Annotated in this window: 14 protein-coding genes and 2 pseudogenes; 8 read left to right on the top strand and 8 right to left on the bottom strand. The window is 73.6% G+C overall.

What is annotated here, in order from left to right:
- Positions 1-210 precede the first annotated feature (210 nt).
- The 4 genes and pseudogenes from ACFMQL_RS30015 to ACFMQL_RS30000 all read right to left on the bottom strand — a co-directional run.
- Positions 211-4,275 (bottom strand): TIGR02680 family protein, encoded by a 4,065-nt coding sequence (locus ACFMQL_RS30015; protein ID WP_364053652.1) that lies wholly within the window; start codon positions 4,273-4,275, stop codon positions 211-213.
- Positions 4,275-5,423 (bottom strand): annotated as a pseudogene (locus tag ACFMQL_RS30010) (TIGR02678 family protein); the annotation flags it as partial. The gene ACFMQL_RS30015 and the pseudogene ACFMQL_RS30010, both read right to left, overlap by 1 nt.
- A gap of 62 nt (positions 5,424-5,485) precedes the next feature.
- Positions 5,486-5,782: a DUF2397 family protein gene (locus tag ACFMQL_RS30005; protein WP_378790222.1), complete on the bottom strand. Its 297-nt coding sequence runs from the start codon at positions 5,780-5,782 to the stop codon at positions 5,486-5,488.
- 103 nt (positions 5,783-5,885) lie between these two features.
- Positions 5,886-7,010: pseudogene (locus ACFMQL_RS30000) on the bottom strand (TIGR02677 family protein); the annotation flags it as partial.
- A 161-nt stretch (positions 7,011-7,171) separates the two neighbouring features.
- On the opposite strand from ACFMQL_RS30000, the gene ACFMQL_RS29995 reads away from it, so the two are divergent.
- The 8 genes from ACFMQL_RS29995 (at position 7,172) to ACFMQL_RS29960 (ending at position 16,086) form a co-directional block, all read left to right on the top strand.
- A complete protein-coding gene (locus ACFMQL_RS29995) occupies positions 7,172-7,591 on the top strand; it encodes an SRPBCC family protein (RefSeq protein WP_378788117.1) in 420 nt (139 codons plus the stop codon).
- A 673-nt stretch (positions 7,592-8,264) separates the two neighbouring features.
- Positions 8,265-9,503, top strand: coding sequence for an alpha/beta hydrolase (locus tag ACFMQL_RS29990; protein WP_364053664.1), 1,239 nt, complete (start codon positions 8,265-8,267; stop codon positions 9,501-9,503).
- 290 nt (positions 9,504-9,793) lie between these two features.
- Positions 9,794-12,559, top strand: coding sequence for a Na+/H+ antiporter subunit A (locus tag ACFMQL_RS29985; protein ID WP_378788115.1), 2,766 nt, complete (start codon positions 9,794-9,796; stop codon positions 12,557-12,559).
- Complete coding sequence (locus ACFMQL_RS29980) at positions 12,556-13,368, top strand: Na(+)/H(+) antiporter subunit C (protein ID WP_364053671.1); 813 nt, start codon at positions 12,556-12,558, stop codon at positions 13,366-13,368. Before ACFMQL_RS29985 ends, ACFMQL_RS29980 begins: the two co-directional genes overlap by 4 nt.
- Before the next feature lie 17 nt (positions 13,369-13,385).
- Positions 13,386-14,948, top strand: a complete 1,563-nt coding sequence (locus ACFMQL_RS29975; RefSeq protein ID WP_364053674.1) for a Na+/H+ antiporter subunit D — start codon at positions 13,386-13,388, stop codon at positions 14,946-14,948.
- A gap of 22 nt (positions 14,949-14,970) precedes the next feature.
- On the top strand, positions 14,971-15,504 hold the full coding sequence (locus ACFMQL_RS29970) for a Na+/H+ antiporter subunit E (protein ID WP_364053677.1): 534 nt from the start codon (positions 14,971-14,973) through the stop codon (positions 15,502-15,504).
- The gene (locus ACFMQL_RS29965; protein WP_364053680.1) at positions 15,501-15,782 is read left to right on the top strand and encodes a monovalent cation/H+ antiporter complex subunit F; all 282 of its coding nucleotides are present in this window, start codon (positions 15,501-15,503) and stop codon (positions 15,780-15,782) included. The genes ACFMQL_RS29970 and ACFMQL_RS29965 overlap by 4 nt, the downstream gene beginning before the upstream one ends.
- Positions 15,769-16,086: a monovalent cation/H(+) antiporter subunit G gene (locus ACFMQL_RS29960; protein WP_364053683.1), complete on the top strand. Its 318-nt coding sequence runs from the start codon at positions 15,769-15,771 to the stop codon at positions 16,084-16,086. Before ACFMQL_RS29965 ends, ACFMQL_RS29960 begins: the two co-directional genes overlap by 14 nt.
- Here ACFMQL_RS29960 and ACFMQL_RS29955 read toward each other — a convergent pair.
- Genes ACFMQL_RS29955 through ACFMQL_RS29940 form a run of 4 tightly spaced genes read right to left on the bottom strand, consistent with a single transcriptional unit; the run spans position 16,044 to position 19,879 of the window.
- Complete coding sequence (locus tag ACFMQL_RS29955; protein ID WP_364057449.1) at positions 16,044-16,382, bottom strand: DUF6328 family protein; 339 nt, start codon at positions 16,380-16,382, stop codon at positions 16,044-16,046. The two genes, ACFMQL_RS29960 and ACFMQL_RS29955, sit on opposite strands and share 43 nt — an antisense overlap.
- Before the next feature lie 13 nt (positions 16,383-16,395).
- The gene (locus ACFMQL_RS29950; protein WP_364053686.1) at positions 16,396-18,429 is read right to left on the bottom strand and encodes a xanthine dehydrogenase family protein molybdopterin-binding subunit; all 2,034 of its coding nucleotides are present in this window, start codon (positions 18,427-18,429) and stop codon (positions 16,396-16,398) included.
- Positions 18,426-19,394, bottom strand: coding sequence for a xanthine dehydrogenase family protein subunit M (locus ACFMQL_RS29945; RefSeq protein WP_364053689.1), 969 nt, complete (start codon positions 19,392-19,394; stop codon positions 18,426-18,428). The genes ACFMQL_RS29950 and ACFMQL_RS29945 overlap by 4 nt, the downstream gene beginning before the upstream one ends.
- Positions 19,391-19,879: a 2Fe-2S iron-sulfur cluster-binding protein gene (locus tag ACFMQL_RS29940; protein WP_364053692.1), complete on the bottom strand. Its 489-nt coding sequence runs from the start codon at positions 19,877-19,879 to the stop codon at positions 19,391-19,393. Before ACFMQL_RS29940 ends, ACFMQL_RS29945 begins: the two co-directional genes overlap by 4 nt.
- Positions 19,880-19,892: the final 13 nt, after the last annotated feature.

Genomic DNA, 19,892 nt, shown 5'->3' with positions numbered 1-19,892 from the left:
CGTAAAACGGCGGGGAGTTACGTGTCAATACTGCTCGTACGCGACTTGCGCCTGGCCATAAATTTTCTAAAACGATTTAGACACTAGTCGGTCGCACAGGAACGGATCCCCCGGCGCGGGCATGGGCGCCACCACCGGTCGCACGGGAGCGGGCCCCGGCGCGGCGGCCGCAGGTGTGTGCGCCACCACCGGCTCGTGGCGAGGCCCGGGTCACTCGGCCGGCACCGTGCGGTAGCCGTTCCACACGAACCTGGCCGTCGTCACCGCGTCGTCGCCGTCGCCCGTGATGAGCTGGTGGATGGCGATGCCGTCCAGCTCGCGGTACTCGCACCACTCGTGGTCGGACGTCAGCACCAGGTCCAGCCCCAGGTTCACCAGCAGGTCGAACACCTGGCCCCGGTTGGCCCTGTCCACGCCCACGAACACCTCGTCGAGCAGGATGAAGCGCGGGCAGCCCGGGTCGGTCAGGTAGTGCGCGGCCACGGCGGCGAACAGCGGCAGGTGCAGCGCGATCGCCTTCTCCCCGCCCGACAGCGCCCCGTGCAGCTTCCGCGTCAGCTCCTGCCAGCCCTGGCCGTCGCCCCGGTCCAGCTTGACCACGAACCGGTGCCAGGCGGTGTAGTCGAGGACCTTCATGAGCTGGTCCTCCCAGCTCGCCGACGAGTCGTCGGCCCGCGCCTCCTCGATGCGTTCCCTGAAGAAGACGTACAGGGCCTCCTTGTCGGCCTCGCTGAGCCCGGCCGGGTCGCGCAGCAGCAGGTCGCGGGCGGCGCGGGTGCCGGGCGACTGCGTGGGATCGACCTGCCAGACCAGCCGCACCGCGACCTTGGAGGCGGTGCGGACCCGTTCCAGGCGCTGGTTCATGGCCTCGACCAGCGCCGTCGCCTGCCTGATGCGGTCGGCGAGATGCCGCCGCGTGTCCCCGGCCAGCGTGCGGTCGAACAGGTCGCGCTCGGCCTCGGTGATGTCGCGGCGGCGGGCGTCCCGCTCCTTGTGCAGGGCCCTGCACAGCGCCGCCGCGCCGGCGCGCACGCCGCCCACGGTGGCGGTGAGCACCTGGACGTCCTCGTCGGGGGTCAGCTGCAGGTCCGCCCGCCCGGCCAGCGCCTCCCTGGCGTGGTGGAAGGCGTCACGCAGCCGCGCCTCGGCCTCCCTGACGTGCTTGTGCTCGTACGGGACCCCGTCCAGCCCTGCGTCCAACTCTGCGGCCACCGCCTCAGCAGCCTCAAGCACCGCCCGCCCGCCGGCCTCGGGGGCGGGCGCGACCGTCACCCGCGCGTCGGCCGGCAGGTGCCCGGCCACCAGCCGGCGGAAGCGCCCGGAGACCTCGTCGCGGGCCCGCGCCGCCTCGGCGTGCCGCTCCTCGGCCGCGCCCAGCTCGCCCCTGAGCCGGCCGAGGCGGGCGTTGAGCCTGGCCAGCCCCTCGTTGACCTGTTTGATGGCGTGGCGGCACTCCTGGTAGGCGGCCTGGGCCTCCTGGAGCCGGGCGAGCGCCTCGTGCTGCTCGGCGCCGACCACGGCCTCGATCGCGGCCAGCCGCTCGGCCAGCACGACGGCGGCGGACGCGGCGCGCTCCGCGCGTTCGACGGCGTCGAGGGCGAGCCGTTCGTACTGGGCGGCGGTCTCGGCCGCCAGCCTGGCGTGCTCGGCGGCGGCGCGGGCGTCGGCGCGGCGGTCGTGCCAGACGGCGCCGGTGGTCTCGGCGGTGCGCAGCGCCTGCTCCAGGTTGTCCAGCGCGGACGGCGCCGCGGGCAGCGCGTGCCGGTCGGCCAGCTCGGTCAGGCGGCGCAGCGACCTGGCCACATCCTGCTCGCGCTCGTGCAGCCGCTCCTCGTACGCGCGCAGCCGGTCCTCCAGCAGCGCCACCTTGCGCTCGGCGCCGTCGAGCGCCTGCAGGGCCTGCGCGTACGGCCTCCTGTCGGGCCTGCGGCGCAGCTCGGCGGCCAGCGTCTCGCGCTCGGCGTCCACCACGGCGAGCAGGTGGTCGCACTCGGCGATGCGTCCGGCCAGCTCGCCCAGCCGGTCGTCAAGCTCGGCGACGCGGCGCCGCCTGGCGCGTTCCCTGGCGGTCGCGCCGATGTAGGCGGGCTCGGGCTTGACCCAGCGGCCCGCCGCAGGGCCGAGCCGCCAGGTGCCGTCCGCGCCGATGACGGCCGGGTGGTCGACGCCGATCGCGGTGGGCGCGAACGCGATGCCGCCCAGCACGGCGTCCGCGGAGACCGGCGAGTCCGGCTCGGTGAGCAGCACGTGGGCCAGGCTGTAGCCGGGTGCGGGGCGGGCCAGCGCGGCGACCGCGAACGCGTCGTGCTCGCCGGGGTCGAACCCGCCGTCCGGCCGCAGCCACAGGTTGAGCAGCCCGGACGCCTCCAGCGCCGCCTCCACGCCCGCCTGCGCCACCGGGTCGAGTCCCGACCGGAACGCGACCGCCCGCCACAGCGGTATGCCGGGGCGGGCCAGCCGCCCGGCGGCGGTGCGGGTGGGCGGGGCGGGCGGTTCGAGCGCGGTCTGGTCGCTGAGGCGTTCGCGTTCCTCGGCGAGCCCGGCCCGTTCGGCGGCCAGCCGGTCGCGCAGCCCGGTGAGCTGCTGCTCGCGGGCCGCCAGCTCGACGGCGGCCATCGTACGTGCGGTGCTCACCAGGTCGTCGGCCCGCTCGAAGTCCTCGGCGAGCCCGGCCAGCGTGGCGGGGTCGAGCTGGAGCTGCGTGCAGCCGCCCGCCCAGTCGGCCAGCGCGGCGGCGAGGTCGCGGGCCCGCTCGTCGCGCAGGCGTTCGGCCCGCTCGCGCTCCTCGTGCGCGGCGGCCAGGTCGTCGCGGGCCTCGTCGCGGTCGCGCTCGGCGGCGGTGCGGCGGCCGACGGCCTCCTCGTGGGCCAGCACCCCGGCCCTGACCTCGCGGATCTGCGCGGTCCTGCTGGTCACGGCGGCCCGCGACAGCTCGCGCGCCCGCCGTACGGCGGCCTCGGCGTCGCCCGCGCCGGCCTTCATGTCCCCGCCGGACCCTCCGGGGTGCTCGGCCTCCTCATGGACGGAGAGCAGCCCGGCGCGGGCGGCCGCCTGCCGGGCCTCGGCGCGGGCGCGGTCGGCCAGGGCGGCGGCCGTGCGGGCGGCGGCCGCGGCGCGCTCGGCACGTTCCTGCCGGGCCGAGACCTCCCTGGCCGCCTGGCCGGCCTGGTCGCGCAGCCGGGCCGCCGTCTCGTGGGCCGCCTGCGCCTCGCTGCGCAGCCGGTGCAGGTCGCCGCCCTCGCGGTAGGCCGCGCTCTCCTTCAGCCCGTCGATCCGCGCGGCCAGGGCCAGCTCCCGCGCCTCCTCCTCGCCCAGCCGCACGGTCGTGGCCGCGAGCTCGCGCTCGGCCTCCTTGAGCGCCTCGCGCCGCTCCTTGACCTCGGCGGCCAGCGACTCCACCCGCTCCCAGGCGGACGTCACCGCCGCGGCGGCGGCCCGCAGCACGCGCTGGGCGTAGCCGCGCTGCCGCTCGGCCAGCCGGTCGGCCTCCTCCACGTCGCGGTCGAGCCGCCGCAGCTCCTCGCGCTGCCGGTCGAGCCGCTCGAACCCCTCGGCGATCTCGTGGATCTCGCCTTCGCCGAGCGGCGGCAGGGCGCTGGAGAGCAGGTCGGACAGCAGCCCGGGGTCGAGGCGTTCGGACAGCTTGGGGGTGCGGAGCTGGCGCAGCGCGGTCAGCAGGGAGTCGTAGCGCTGCTCGTTCAGCTCGCGGTAGAGGGTCCTGCGCACGACGTCGCGGTAGGACTCGGCGGTCTCGTGGACCGTGCCGGACGGGCCCAGCTCGTCGATGAGCTGGGCCTTGGTCAGCGGCTGGCCGCCCTCGCCGGTGAGCCTGATGCCGTCGGGGGCGTCAACGCGGGCGTCGGTGGTGAAGTAGGTGGCGGTGACGTTCTTGGTGTGCACGGTGGCCTGCAGCCGCGCACCGCAGGTGAACCAGCGGCCGTCGGCGTGGCGGAACTCCAGCCACACGTAGCCGACGCGGGTGGTGCCGCCGCCCGCGCCGTCGCCCATGAGATTCCAGTGCATGGTCCGCTCGCCGCCGCCGAACGTGGACAGCCTGCTCGGCTTGAGGCTGGCGTCCAGCAGGTACGGCAGCAGCAGCTCCAGCACCTTCGACTTGCCGCTGCCGTTGGGCCCGCGCAGCAGCAGCCGCCCCCGGTGGAACTCGAACACCTCGTCGTAGTAGCGCCAGACGTTGAGTATCCCGGCGCGCACCGGGACCCAGCGGGCGTCCATCCCCTGCGCGGCGCGCTGCGGGGCGAGCTCGGTAACGGTCATCAATCCTCCTGTACGGCCGCGCGATCGACCCGGTAGCGGGCCGCGGCGGGCAGGGCCGCGACCCGGTCACCCGTACGGCGGGCGAGCCCGAACCGTACGAGCACCTCAAGCGCGTCGGCGGCCAGCCGCGGCCCGCCGCCGTCCGACTGGTACGCCTTGGCCCACTGCGGGAAGCGGCGCAGCAGCTCGGCGGCCTCCTCGTCGAGCCGGGCGGCGCTGACGGGGCCCGAGGTGACGAGCAGGTCGAGCATGAGCAGGGCGGCCACCTTGGCGTGGTTGCCGTCGTCGGGGAACCTGCTGTCGGTGGCGATGCCGTCGGGGTCCACCAGCAGGAACCCCTCGGCCCGCTCCTCCAGCACGAACCCGGCCTCCTCCGCGGCGCGGCGCAGGATCCTGCGGCCGGTCAGGGAGGCGGCGTAGGCCGCCTGTGCGGGGGTCAGCTCGTCGCGGTAGACGACGGGCTCGTCCAGCAGGCGGCGGATGAGCGTGTGGCGGGCGTGCAGGGCGCGCTGGGTCTCGCTGGGCTCGCCCGCGCCGTAGCGCGCCTCGGCGGTCAGCGCGACCGGCGGTCCGCCGCCCTCCCACACGCTCTCGACCGGCTCTGCGGCCGCCGCCTCCGACGGCGGCACCGGCGCGGCCAGCAGGCGGATGATCCGCATGGTGTCCACCCGGTAGAGCACCTTGGCCTCCTCGTCGTCGAGGTAGGCGTCGGTGGCGCCGTCCATCGCGGTGAGCGCGCCGTAGTGCTCGAGCAGCTTGACCGCGTCCACGAACGCGGCGCGCTCCTCCACCCGCACCGGCTCGAACGCGGGCACGCCCGGCTCCACGGCGGCGGCCTGCGCCACCCGGCCCGCCAGCATCCCGATCGTGGTGACGGGCGAGGTGAGCAGCTCGGCCGCGCACAGGCACAGCAGCGTGTAGCGGCGGCGGTCGAACGGCGCCCTGGTGGTGCGGCGGCGCCGGGCCGGGCGGGTGGATCCGGGCTCGGACCTGACCTTGACCAGGCGGGCGTAGCCCTGGCGCGGCTCCACGATCAGCCGCCAGCCGCAGAAGTAGTCGAACCACTGGATCAGCGGCCCGCGCCGCTTCCTGACCAGGTCGAAGGCGGCCGGGTCGTCGTGCGCGGAGACGAGGGGGCGGCCGAGCAGGGTCCTGATGGCGCGGGCCAGCTCTTCCTTCTCGGCGCGTACGAGCTGGTTGGCGAGGGTGCTCACGCGCCCACCACCCGCTCGCGCAGCGTTCCGGGCGCGCGCACGTCGATGAGGTAGTCGGGGGTGCGGAACCAGCCCTCGGACGTACGCAGCACCGCCACCGCACGGCCGGTGGGCGTGTCGTCGGGGGCGCGCAGCACGATCTCCACCCGGCCGTCGGAGGTGACCGCCCGCCGGAACCCGGTCGGGTCGGGCCGCTCGGCCAGCGCCCTGCCGATCAGGTCGAGCAGCCGGCCGAAGGCGTCGTGGTCGAGCTCGCCGAGCTGCGACAGCCTGATCGGGCCCGTCGTGGCCAGCGCCGCCCATGCGGCCTCCAGCTCGGCGCGCTCGCGCTCGGCCTGGGCCCCGCCGGCGTGCCCGCAGCTCGGCCACGTCGCGCACCCTGCCCGTGCGGCCCATCCGCTCGGTACGTCCCCGCGCGCGCAGCAGCGCCGACACCTCGACGGGCTCGGCCTCCGCCCACGGCACCCCCGGCGGGATCAGCTCGGCGTCGGCGTGGCCGAGGTGGGCGTGCCTGGCCGAGCCGAGCCCGAACGCCGCATCCCACAGCCGGTGCGCGTCGTCCTCCGCGGGCGCGGTGGCGAACCAGCGGGCCAGCGTACGGAAGTCGGCGGCGGCACTGGAGGAGCGGCGGCGGGAATCGGTGATGCGGTCGAGCACCTGCAGCAGCGCCACGATGGCCCGCCTGGCCACGTCGTGCAGCCTGCGCACCCTCGGCACGCTGCCGTCCACGGGCGCGAACCAGGCCAGCAGCCGCTCCCACTGCTCCGCCCGCGCCGCCAGCCACGGCGTGGCGTGGTCGGCCCCCGGCACCTTCGGCAGGTCCGCCCCGTCGAGCGCGCGGGCGTGCAGCGTTTCGACCCCCTGCTCGGCGATGGCGCGCACGGCGGCGGCGATGGTGTCGCCGCGCTGCTCCAGGTCTGTCACGAAGTCCTGCAGGTAGGCCACGGTGGCGGTCTTGACCTCGTGGAACGTGGCGAGGTTCGTGCCCTCGGCGCGCAGCAGCCGCTGCAGCTCGGCGTTGAAGCGGCGGGTGTCGGCGCGCAGCGCGTCGAGATGGCCCTCCAGCTCCAGCAGGCAGGCGAAGATACGCCGGTTGCGCCCGGGTCCGGGGTCGCGCAGCAGCTCGTCCAGCTCGCCGAGGCGGTCGGCGATCGCGTCCAGCACCGCCGTCTGCAGCGCTCCTCCCGTCTCCAGCACGGACGTCGCGTGCTGGAGCCCGGCGATGGCCGCCGCGCCGCGCCTGGTGAGCGCGTACTGCAGGTTCCTGCGCTCGTACTCCTCGGCGGTGGCGAAGCCGCCCGAGTGGTCGAAGACCACGTCGAGCAGCCCCCACCCGGCCAGCTGCCGCAGCGTGCCCGCCAGGTCCTGCTCGCCCACCGGGGCGTAGCAGCCGGTGGCGCGCAGCCGCTCGCGCACCTCGTCGGCGGTCAGCGCCGTCTCCAGGCGCTCGTCGGCCTCGCCGAAGGCGAAGAGCACCGCCGTGTGCAGGTCGGCCCGCTCCGTCGTGGTGAACCGGAACATCTCCGGCGGCACCTGTGGCGCGCTCGCCATCACCCGCTCCCCTCGCCGCTCGATTACCCCACGCAACCGTAGCGGGACGCACCGTCGCGGGTGCCGCTGTTTGCCCGCACATCACGGGGGTACGGCGCTGGCATTGGAACCCAGGGGTTCGGGGGGACGGTATGGCCGAGTTCGAGGCGACTCGCGGGATGCCGGCGGAGAGCATGGTGGTGTTCGGGGTGGCATCCGATGTGGAACTCATGGATCGGTGGCTGCCGCAGGGCCTGTCGGTCCACGACGCGGGGCCCGGCACCGTGGAGGCCGACGGCTCACTGGTGCCCGGCGCAGGCCGGCACGAAGGGCTCTTCCGCACCTCGGAGGAGCAGCTCAGGGTGGAGTGGGGCGGGCGCGACCACCCCGACTACTCGGGCTGGCTCCAGGTGTCCGACGCGGCCGCCGGCACCAGCGAGGTGACCGTGCACATCAGCCTCCTGGACGAGCCGGACACGGGGACCCGCGCCGACGAGGTCCGCGGCCTGCTGGACCGCTCCCTCGACAGCCTCGCCGACGAGGTCCAGCGCCGCGTCTCCGACGCCGACTGACCGGCTCAACGCCCCTCCCCCGCCGCCCGCGAGCCCGCCCGTGCGGCCCGCTCCGCCATCGGGAAACCGCCCGTTCGGCCCACCCCGCCGGCCGCCGGACGACCCGTCCGAAGCGCGATGAAGACCGAGGGTCGGCGGGCGACTGGCTGCGGGGCGGTGATCGCCGAGAGCGGTGACCGCCATTTGCGGTGACCGCCATCGGCGGCGAACATCGCGGGCGCCGCCCCGCGCACGGCGCCGGGTCGAGGCGAGGCCGGGCGGTGGCCGAACATCGAGCCCTTTCATCACCCGGAAAGCCCCGCGGCGGCGGGATTTCCGTCCCGGGACACGCCGGAAAGTCCAATGCCCCTCAGTAGATCTTTTCCCGTATGGGAATTCAGGTGTTTTGCAGACTTGCCCTCGATGTGGAGCAACGTCTATAAAGAACGGCGAAACCGTTGCCTACCTCCCCTGAGACATGCGACAACTATTCCGTTTCCTTACGCCTGCTCTGGCGGGCCTGCTGACCCTCACCGGAGTCACCGGTCCCGCCCGGGCCGCCGCGCCGGAACGGCTTGGCGATTTCTACGGACAGCGCCTGGCCTGGTCCCGCTGCGGCGACGGCTACGAGTGCGGGAAATTGTCGGTCCCGTTGGACTACGCGCACCCTGAGGGAGAACGCATCGGGCTCAGCATGGCGCGTCTGCCTGCGACGGGGCGCAAGATCGGCTCACTCGTGCTCAACTTCGGCGGCCCCGGAGCGTCCGGCGTGGACACGCTGATGCAGAGCAAGGACGTCGTTTCTCCGGCGATCCGCGAGCATTTCGACGTGGTCAGCTTCGACCCCCGCGGCGTCGGCGGGTCGTCGCCCATCCATTGCATGAAGCCGCTCGATCTGGATTCGTACTTCACCCTCGATCCGACGCCCGACACCGAGGAAGAAGTAAAGCGTCAGGAAAAGTGGGACAAAGCCTTCGCAAATTCGTGTGCGAAGCGTTCCGGTAAAAAGCTGCTGGCGCACGTCGGCACGGTCGACGCCGCGCGCGACATGGACGTGATACGCGCCGCGCTGGGCGATGAGAAGCTGACGTATCTCGGTTTCTCGTACGGCACCTACCTCGGCTCGCTGTACGCCGACATGTACCCCGACAAGGTGCGGGCGATGGTGCTGGACGGCGCCGAGGACCCGTCGCAGGACACCGACGACTTCGTCCGCGACCAGGACCGCGGTTTCGAGCTGGCGACGGAGTCGTTCCTGCGCGACTGCTTCAAGGCCAAGGACTGCCCGTTCAAGAAGCGCTCGGTGAAGGCGGCGGTCAAGAAGCTCGACCGGCTCTACGACCGCGCCGACCGGGCTCCGCTGCGCAACGAGTACGACGCCCGCCAGGTCACCGAGGCCGTGGTCCGCAGCGCGGTCGAGTACTCGCTGTACCAGACGGCGACCTGGCCGCGGCTGCGTCAGGCGCTGGCGCAGGCGTACAAGGGCGACGGCACGAAGCTGCTGCTGCTGGCCGACGAGAGCAACGGGCGGCGGCCCAACGGTCGCTACGACAACAGCTTCGAGGCCCTCATGGCCATCAACTGCGTCGACCACCCGGAGAGCCCGTGCCCGTTCTGGCCGGTCAAGGGCAACCGCCTGCCGAAGAAGGTGCAGGCCAAGGGCGCGCCGCCGATCGTGGTGGTGGGCACGACGCGTGACCCGGCGACGCCGTACAAGGAGGCTCAGGCGCTCGCGCGGCAGCTGGAGCACGGCGTGCTGCTGACCAACGACGCCGACGGCCACACCGGCTACCGCAGGGGCTCGTCCTGCCTGGACAGCAAGATCGACGCCTACCTGCTGACGGCGAAGGCGCCCCGGCCGGCCACGTGCAAGCCGGACAGCAAGACCGACGCCGACGCCACCGCGAAGGCGGGGGCGAAGGTCAGCGCCTGAGACGGGCGCAGAGCCACCCGCAGGACCCATTGCTGAGGCCCCCTGGCACATCCGACGCCAGGGGGCCTCAGCCATGCCCGAGGGCCGCGCAGAGGGCATCAGGCGGTCGCTCCAGCCGGTCGCTCCCACCTTCGTCCCGGCCGGTCGTTCCAGGCGGCGTCTGAGGTGACACCACACCTCGGTGTGGGAGTGGTGACGTTCGGGTCAACCCTGGCCGCGCCTGCGCGATGGCGCCGCCGCCGTGGGAGAGATTGGGCGGACGTAGCCGGAAATTCCCTCCCGAGGAGCCCATGGAGTCGCTGCTGATCCTGCATGCGGTGGCGGCCGTCTGCGCTCCCTGGCTGGTGGCCCGCCTGGGACGGGCCTCGTTCGCCGTGCTGGCCGTGCCTCCGGCGGCCGGGCTGGTGTACACGGGGTGGCTGGCGCTGCGCGGCCTGCCGGTGCGGGAGAGCAGGTCGTGGGTGCCGGTGCTGGGCCTGGAGCTGTCGTTCCGCGCCGACCCGCTGACGGTGCTGATGATGGCGCTGGTCACCGGGGTCGGCGTGCTCGTGCTGTGCTACAGCGCCCGCTACTTCGCGGCGGGCGAGGAGGGGCTGGGCCGCTACGGCGGGGTGATGGTGGCCTTCGCCGGTTCGATGCTGGGCCTGGTCGCGACCGACGACCTGCTCCTGCTGTACGTGTTCTGGGAGCTGACGACGGTCTTCTCCTACCTGCTCATCGGCCACGACCCGGCCAGCCGGACGAGCAGGCAGGCGGCGATGAAGGCGCTGGCGGTGACGACATTCGGCGGCCTGTCGATGCTGGCCGGGTTCGTGCTGCTGGGGCAGGCGGCGGGCACGTACCAGATCTCGCAGATCGTCGCGCGCCCGCCCGACATGGCGCCGGTCGCGCTGGTGCTGGTGCTGGCAGGGGCGCTGTCGAAGTCGGCGATCTTCCCGTTCAGCACGTGGCTGCCGGCCGCGATGGCCGCGCCGACCCCGGTCTCGGCCTACCTGCACGCGGCGGCGATGGTGAAGGCCGGGGTGTACCTGCTGGCCAGGCTGGGCCCGGCGTTCGGCGAGCTGGCGCTGTGGCGGTCGGTGACGGTGCCGCTCGGCGTGGTGACGATGCTGCTGGGCGGCTGGCGGGCGCTGCGGGAGACGGATCTGAAGCGGCTGCTCGCGTACGGGACGGTCAGCCAGCTCGGCCTGCTCGCGCTGCTGTTCGGGGCGGGCACCGAGGGGACGGCGGTGGCGGGCGCCGGGATGCTGCTGGCGCACGCGCTGTTCAAAGCGGCCCTGTTCCTGGTGGTGGGCATCGTCGATCGGGTGACGGGTTCGCGGGATCTGCGCCGGCTGAGCGGGCTCGCCGGGACGATGCCGTGGACGTGCGGGTCGGCGGTGCTCGCGGGGGCGTCGATGGCGGGGCTGCCGCCGCTGGTGGGTTTCGCGGGCAAGGAGGCGGCGCTGGAGTCGCTGCTGGACACGCCGCCCGTGCTGGCGGGGGTGGTGGCGGGCTCGGCGCTGACGGCGGCGTACACGCTGCGGTTCCTGTGGGGTGCGTTCGCCGCCAAGCCGGGGCTGGACCCGACTCCGGCGCATCCGACGCCGCCGGTGATGGCCGTGCCCGTGGTGCTGCTGGCCGCCCTGGGGCTGGCGATGGGGCCGCTGGCCCCCTGGTATGAGGGCGCGATGTCCGGCTACACCGGCACGTACGCCGACCCGGGACACGACGCGCACCTGGCGCCGTGGAGCGGCGTCTCGACGCCGCTGCTGCTGTCGGCGACGGCGCTGGCGGCCGGATTCGTGCTGTTCCTGGCGCGCCGCCCCATGGCCAGGGCGGGCGCGGCGCTGCACGTGGTGGACTCGGGGCAGGTCTTCTGGACGGCGATCCGCCGCCTCGACCGGTTCGCGATCCAGCTCACCGGCCTCATCCAGCGCGGCTCGGTGCCCGACTACCTGCTGCTGACGCTGCTCGCGACGGTCGGCGTGGGCCTGTTCTCCTTCGCGTACGGTGGCCCGCCGCACCTGGATGTGCCGGTCGTCCCCTGGCAGCGGCCCGAGCAGCCGGTGATCGCGGTACTGCTCGCGGCGGCGGCCGCGCTGGCGATGTTCGCCCGCGCCTACATCCTGGTCGCCGTCGTCATCGGCCTGACCGGGTACGGCACGGCCCTGCTGTTCCTCGTGCACGGCTCCCCCGACCTGGCGCTGACCCAGTTCCTCGCCGAGACGCTGAGCCTGGTGATCTTCGCGCTGGTGCTGCGGCGGCTGCCGGTGGAGCCGGCGGGCGGGCGGCTGCCGATGCCGTTCCGGCTGGCGGTGGGCCTGGCGGTGGGGGTGGTGGCGACGGGCGCGGGCATGCTGGCGATGGCGGCGCGCGGCACCGAGCCGGTGGGCGCGTCGATGCCCGAGGCCGCCGAGGAGGCGGGGGCGGGCAACGTGGTCAGCGCCATCATCCTCGACGTGCGCGCCTGGGACACGCTGGGCGAGAGCGCGGTGCTCATCGTGCTGACGCTGGGCGTGACCAGCCTGGTGTTCCTGCGGCGCAGGTCGTACGCCATCGAGCGGGCCACGACCGAGCACCGCCCGACGGAGGGGACGCACTGGCTGGCCTCGACGCTGCCGCGCAGCCAGCGGGCGCTGGCGTTCGAGGTGGCGGCCAGGCTGACGTTCCACACGGTGCTGGTGCTCTCGGTGTACCTGCTGTTCGTCGGGCACAGCGGGGTCGGCGGCGGGTTCGCCGGCGGCATCGTGGCCGGGCTGGCGATCACGGTGCGCTATCTGGCGGGCGGCAGGAACGAGCTGGCCGCCGCCGTGCCGGTGCACGCGGGCGTGCTGATGGGCGTGGGGCTGACGCTGTCGGCGGGCACGGCGCTGATCGGGCTGCTGTTCGGCGAGGCGGCGTTGGCCATGCTGGCCACGGACGTGAGCGTGCCGCTGGTGGGTCACCTGCACCTGTCGACGGGCCTGCTGTTCGACCTCGGGGTGTACCTCTCGGTCATCGGCATGGTGCAGGACCTGCTGCGCGCGCTGGGCGCGGAGCTGGACCGGCAGATCGACGCCGGGGAGACCCCGTGAACAGCGTCTCCCTGGTGCCGTTCGCCGCGTGCTGCGTGCTCATCACGACGGGCGTGACGCTGCTGCTCGAACGGAGCCTGGTACGGGTGATGGCCGGCGTCATCGTGCTGGGCAACGGCGTCAACCTGCTCATCGTCACCTCGGGCGGGGACGCGGGAGGCCCGCCGTTCACCGGCACGACCGGGATGGCCGATCCGCTGCCGCAGGCCATGGTGCTCACCGCGATCGTCATCACGCTGGGCGTGACCGGGTTCCTGCTGGCGATGGTGCACCGTTCCTGGCAGCTCACCGGCAGCGATGAGGTGCAGGACGACACCGAGGACCGGCGGGTGCGGCTGCGCGCGCGGCGCGGCGAGCTGGGCGACGCCGTACGCGCCAAGCGGGACGCGTACCGGCGGCTGATCGTCGAGCAGCGGGCGGAGCTTGCGAACCTGGAGGCGGAGCGGGCCGAGCGGGAGCGGCTTGAGGAGGCCGACCTGGAGCGGCGCATCGCCCGCGTGCACACCGAGCTGGAGCAGTGGATGCGGATGCTGCGCGCGCAGGGCCTGTCGGAGGAGGAGCTGCAGCGCCGCTTCGAGGACGTGGGGCTGCGCGCGGACACCGGCGGGATCAGCAACGCCGAGCGCATCGAGCAGCTGCGCGAGGAGTTCGAGCGCAGAAGGCTCAAGCAGGAGGCGAGGGAGCGCGAGCTGCGCAAGCAGCTCAAGGCCCGCCAGCGGGAGGCGCGCAAGCAGATGCGCGCGGCCATCAGGAGGGAACGCGCCAGGCAGGCCCTGGCGGAGGACCCCGAGCTGGAGGGCGACGACTGAGCCATGGGCGGTGAGCGGTGATCGGCGGGCTGGACGGTCTCGTCTGCGTGCCCGTGCTGCTGCCGCTGCTGGCCGCCGGGGTGAAGCTGGCGATCGGCGGGCGGCTGCGCCGGCTGCAGTCGCTGATCAGCGTGATCACTTTGGGCGTGTCGCTGTGCGTGTCGGTGGTGCTGATGGTCGCGGCCGACACGCACGGCCCGCTGGTGACGGAGCTGGGCGGCTGGCCGGCGCCGATCGGCATCACGCTGGTCGCCGACCGCCTGTCCACGCTGGTGCTGGTGGTGTCGTCGGCGGTGACGCTCTGCGTGATGGTGTACTCGGTCGCCAACGCCTACGACGACCAGGAGCACGACGCGCCGATGGCGATCTTCCATCCGGCGTTCCTGGTGATGGTGGCGGGGGTGGCCGACGCGTTTCTCAGCGGCGACCTGTTCAACCTGTTCGTGGCCTTCGAGCTGCTGCTGAGCGGCTCGTACGTGCTGCTGACCTTCGGCGGCACCGAGTTCAGGATCAGGGCGGGCGCGACGTACACGCTGATGGCGCTGGCCTCGTCGATGCTGTTCCTGATCGCGCTGGCCGTCACCTACGGCGCCACGGGCACGCTGTCGCTCGCGCAGCTCGCCGAGCGCTTCGCCGCGCTGCCCGAGCAGGTGCAGCTGCTGGTGGAGCTGACGCTGCTGCTGGCCTTCGCGATCAAGGCGGCGATCTTCCCGATGTCGGCGTGGCTGCCCGACTCCTACCCGACCGCGCCCGCCCCCGCCACGGCCGTGTTCGCGGGGCTGCTGACGAAGGTCGGCGTGTACTCGATCATCCGGCTGGAGGCGCTGCTGTTCCCGGTGGGGCCGGTCTCGACGCTGCTGATGTGGGTGGCGCTGGCGACGATGGTGGCCGGGGTGCTGGGCGCTGTGGCGCAGACCGACATGAAGCGGATGCTCTCCTTCACGCTGGTGAGCCACATCGGCTACATGGTGTTCGGGGTGGCGCTGTCGACGGTGGCGGGCCTGGCGGGCGCGGTGTTCTACGTGGTGCACCACATCACCGTGCAGACGAGCCTGTTCCTGGTGGCGGGCCTGGTGGAGCGGCGCACCGGCACGACGTCGGTGACCAGGCTCGGCGGGCTCATGCGGGCGACGCCGCTGATCGCGGTGCTGTTCTTCGTGCCGGCCATGAACCTGTCGGGCATCCCGCCGCTGTCGGGGTTCCTGGGCAAGCTGATGCTGGTGCAGGCCGGACTGGCAGCGGGCGGCTGGCTGCCGGTGACGTTCGTGGCGGCCGGTCTTGCGACGAGCCTGCTCACCCTGTACGCGGTGGCGAAGACCTGGGGCAAGGCGTTCTGGCGTACGCCGCGCGCCGAGGCGGTGGGCCGGGTGCTGGAGAGCGAGGAGCAGACCGGCGAGGACCCGACCGTGACCACGACCTCGCTGCCTGCGGCGCTGCCGCTGTCGGTGGCCGCGCTGGTCGTGCTGGGGCTGTCGTTCACGGTGCTGGCGGGGCCGCTGACGTCGCTGGCCGAGCGGGCGGCGGACGAGCTGCTGGCGCGGGAGCCGTACGTGTCGGCGGTGCTGGAGCGTCCCCGATGAGAGGCGTCCAGGGGAGGTGGCGATGAGACGGGAGGCGCTGCGGCCGCGGCTGCTCGGCCGGCGGGTGCCGCTGCCGCTGGCGGCCTGGCTGACGCTGGTGTGGACGGCGCTGTGGGGCGAGGTGAGCGTGGGCACCGTGCTGGGCGGGCTGGTGACCGGGCTGGTGGTGACGTGGCTGCTGCCCATGCCGCCCATCGACCGGGGCATCCGGCTGCACCCGCTCCCGCTGGTGCGGTTCCTCGCGTACTTCGCGTTCGACCTGGTGATCTCGACGGGGCGGGTGGTGTTCTACGTGCTGCGTCCCGGGGATCCGCCGGCCCAGTTCGTCCGGGTGCCGCTGCGCACGACGTCCGAGCCGATCACGGTGCTGGTCATGGTGGCGATCTCGACGGTGCCGGGCAGCCTGGTCGTGGAGCGCTATCCCGGCGAGCTGCTGCTGCACGTGCTGGGCCGCCCGGGAGACGTCGCCGAGCCCGTACGCCGGGACGTAGCCGGTCTGGAGGAGCGCATCGTCACCGCCTTCGGCACTTCGAGGGACAAGGAGGAGCTGGTGTGAACACGGTGTACCTGGTGACACTGGCCCTGCTCGGCTGCGGCGCGGCCGCGGCGCTGTACCGGGTGGGGCGCGGGCCGTCGATGCTGGACCGGGCGATGGCCCTGGACGTGTTCACGTCGCTGTCGATGTGCGGGGCCGGTGCGTACGCGGTGGCCAGGGACGACTACTCGGACCTGCCGATCCTGATGGTGCTGTCGCTGCTGGGGTTCGTCGGGTCGGTGTCGCTGGCCCGCTTCTTCTCCGGCAAGGAGGAGCGGAGGGGCGATGAGCGTTCTTGACACGATCGCGGCCGGCTGCCTGCTGCTGGGCGCGCTGCTCGCGCTGTCGGCCGGCATCGGGCTGGTGCGTTTCCGCACCACGCTGGATCGCATGCACGCCGGCACGAAACCGCAGGTGCTCGGCGTGCTGCTGGTGCTGCTGGCGCTGTGGCTGCACCGGCCGTCCCTGGCGTACGTGGGGCCGCTGCTGCTCGTGGCGCTCTCCCAGGTGATCACCGTGTCGGTCGCGGCGTACGTGGTGGCGCGGGCGGCGAACGCCCGTCAGTCCTCCCGCGACGACACCGGGCTGCCGTCGGAGGACTGAGCGTGCGGCGAGCCGCCCTCCCGCCGCTCCTCTCCGGCGCCGCCGTGCTCCAGCGCGCCGGAGCGGTCCAGCGCGGGCTGCCCGAACCAGGTCCACAGCGCGAGCAGCGCGAGCAGGCCCGCGGTGAGCCACGCCACCGTCGCGTCGAACAGGTAGTCGATGACGAACATGGTGGCCGTGGTCATCGACACCGCCAGCGCGAGCGCGCCGAGGATGCCGTACAGGTCGGAGCGGCGTACCAGCGTCTCCTTGCGGCCCTGACGGAACAGCACGCGGTGCTGCGCGGGCGGCGCGATGGACCAAGAGCCGTTAAAGCGTGTTCCGCAGCACCTTCGCGGGCGTGATCGGCAGGTCGCGCACGCGGTGGCCGGTGGCGTGGAAGACGGCGTTGCCGATGGCGGCCGCGGTGCCGACGATGCCGATCTCGCCGATGCCCTTGCTGCCCATCGGGTTGAGCGCGTCGTCCTGCTCGTCCAGCCAGTACGCCTCCACGTCGCGGACGTCGGCGCAGACCGGGATGTGGTACTGCGCGAGGTCGCGGTTCAGGAACCCGCCGAACTCCTCGTCGGTCAGCGTCTCCTCCATCAGCGCCATGCCGAGCCCCATCGTCATGCCGCCGATGAACTGCGACCTGGCCAGCTTGGCGTCCACGATGTGCCCGCAGGCGAAGACGCCGAGCAGCCGCGAGACCCGTACCTCGCCGGTCACGGCGCTCACCCGCACCTCGGCGAACTGAGCGCCGAAGGCGTGCCTGGCCAGCTCGGCCTCCTTCTTCACCTCGTCGGTGGTGTCGGCGCGGCCCTCCTTGCCGTCCTTGACCAGTTCCTCGCAGGCGCGTACGACGGCCGAGCCCCACGAGGCGGTGCCCATGGAGCCGCCCGCGACCGGGCCGTCCGGCAGGTCGCTGTCGCCCAGCTCGACGTGCACCCGTTCGGGGGCGACGTTCAGCGCGGTGGCGGCGATCCTGGTCAGCGCGGTACGCGCGCCGGTGCCGATGTCGGCGGCGCCCACCTGGACGAGGATGTCGCCGTCGTCGAGCACCTTGGCCAGCGCCTTCGACGGCGACCGCCGCGCCGGGTAGGTGGAGGCGGCCACGCCGGTGCCGATCAGCCACTCCCCTTCGCGCCTGATGCCGGGCGCCGGATCGCGGTGCTCCCAGCCGAAGCGGCGGGCGCCCTCGCGCAGGCAGCCCACGAGGTGCCGGGAGCTGAACGGCAGCCCGCTGTCCGGCTCGGTCTCCGGCTCGTTGCGGATGCGCAGCTCGACGGGGTCCAGGCCGGCGGCGTAGGCAAGCTCGTCCATGGCGGACTCCAGCGCGTACATGCCGGGGCACTCGCCGGGCGCGCGCATCCACGAGGGGGTGGCGACGTCCAGCCTGACCACCCGGTGTGCGGTGCGCAGCGCGGGCGCGGCGTACATGACCCTGGCGGGCACGGCGGTCTGCTCGGCGAACTCGACCAGCGTCGATGTCTGCACGTACGCCACGTGCTCCATGGCCGTGAGCCTGCCGCCGGCGTCCGCGCCGAGCCGCAGCCGCTGGATGGTGGGCGTGCGGTAGCCGGTGACGTCGAACATCTGCTGCCGGGTCAGCGCGATCTTCACCGGGCGGCCCACCGCCCTGGCGGCCAGTGCGGCCAGGATCGCCTGCGGCCTGGTGGTGCCCTTCGAGCCGAACCCGCCGCCGACGTGCCTGGACACCACCCTGACCTGCTCGCGCGGCAGGCCCAGGGTGCGGGCGATCATGTTCCGGCTGGTGGAGATGCCCTGCGCGGTGTCGTACACCATGAGGCGGCCATCGGCGTCCCAATAGGCCAGCGCCGCGTGCGGCTCCATCGGGTTGTTGTGCAGGACGGGCGTCTCGTAGACGACGTCCACGGTGGTCGCGGCGGCGGCCAGCCCGGCTTCGACGTCGCCCTTCTCGGTGTCGGTCGGGTAGCCGGGGTTGACCACCCCGGGCCGGTACAGGCCGGGATGGTCCATGCGCAGGGTGACGTCGTGGTCGCCGGGGTCGTAGTCCACGCGGACGGCGCCGGCGGCGGCGCGAGCGCGCTCGTAGGTGTCGGCGACGACGGCGGCGACGATCTGGCCGCGGTAGGCGACCTCGCGGCTCTGGAACAGGGCGAGCTCGGGGTCGGCGTCCTCGGGCAACGGCGGCGGGTCCTCGCACGACAGCACGGCGAGCACGCCGGGCAGCTCCAGGGCGGGCCCGGCGTCCACCCGCTTGACGCGGCCCCTGGCGATGCGTGACTGCACGGGGTAGGCGTAGGTGACGCCCTCGACCGGGTACTCCGCCGCGTACGTGGCCAGTCCCGTGACCTTGACGCGGCCCTCGATGCGGTTCACGGCGCGAGCTCCTCCAGTGTGGCGACGATGAGGTTGCGGGCCAGCGGCACCTTGTACGCGTTGCGCGGCAGCGGCCTTGCCTGCTCCAGCTCGGCCTCGGCGGCCTGGAGGAACGCCTCCCCCGTCGCCGGGCCGCCGGTCAGCGCCTGCTCGGCCCGTCCGGCCCGCCAGGGCACGTGGGCCACGCCGCCGAGCGCGATGCGGCAGCCGGCCACCCGGCCGTCGCGCACGTCGAGCGCGGCGGCGATGGACACCAGCGCGAACGCGAACGACGACCGCTCGCGCACCTTGCGGTACATCTGGGCCCCCGGGGGCGGCGGGGGCAGCTCGACGGCGGTGATGAGGTCGCCGGGCTCCAGCACGGTGTCCCGCTCGGGCCGGTCGCCGGGCAGCCGGTGCAGCCCGGGAATGGGCACGATGCGGTCGCCCGCGGGCCCGGTGACGTGCACCTCGGCCTCCAGCGCGGCCAGCGCGACCGCCATGTCGGAGGGGTGGGTGGCCACGCACGCATCCGACGCGCCGAGCACGGCCAGGCCGGAGTGGTCGCCGGCGATGGCCGGGCAGCCGGAGCCCGGCCTGCGCTTGTTGCAGGGCCTGGAGACGTCCTGGAAGTACGGGCAGCGGGTGCGCTGCAGCAGGTTGCCCGCCACGGTGGCGATGTTGCGCACCTGCCCGGACGCGCCCGACAGCAGCGCCCTGGCCAGCATGGGGTAGCGGGTGCGGATCAGCGGGTGCACGGCCAGGTCGGTGTTGCGCACGGTGGCGCCGACGCGGACGCGGTCGCCCGCCTGCTCGATCTCGTCCAGCGGCAGCCGGCTGACGTCCACCAGGCGCTCGGGCTCGGCCACGCCCAGCCGCATGAGGTCGACCAGGTTCGTGCCGCCGCCCAGGTACATGGTGCCGGGGGTGAAGTCGCGCACGGCCTCCGCCGGGGTGGCGGCGCGGGCGTACTCGAAGGGCTTCACGACGTCACCTCGCGGATGGCGCTGACGATGTTGACGTACGCGCCGCACCGGCACAGGTTGCCGCTCATCCGCTCCCTGATCTCCTCGGGCGTCAGCGCGGGGTCGGTGGCGAGGTCAGCGGTGACGGCGCTCGGGCCAGGCTCGCCCAGCATCCCTGCCGCCGAGCAGAGCTGCCCCGGGGTGCAGTAGCCGCACTGGAACGCGTCGTGCTCGATGAACGCCGCCTGCAGCGGGTGCAGCTCGCCGCCGCTCGCCAGGCCCTCGACGGTGGTGATCTCCCTGCCGTCCACCGCCACCGCGAGCGCCAGGCAGGCGTTGGCCCGCCGCCCGTCGATCAGCACCGTGCAGGCGCCGCACTGGCCGTGGTCGCAGCCCTTCTTCGCGCCGATGAGACCGAGGCGTTCGCGGAGCAGGTCGAGCAGCGACGTTCGCGGGTCTGCGTCCACCGTGCGCGGTACGCCGTTGACCTGCAGGGTGATGTTCATTTCGCACGACTAC

Origin of the sequence: Nonomuraea fastidiosa (genome assembly GCF_042751225.1) — a bacterium.
Classification (GTDB): domain Bacteria; phylum Actinomycetota; class Actinomycetes; order Streptosporangiales; family Streptosporangiaceae; genus Nonomuraea; species Nonomuraea fastidiosa.
This window is presented reverse-complemented; position numbering and strand designations above follow the sequence as displayed.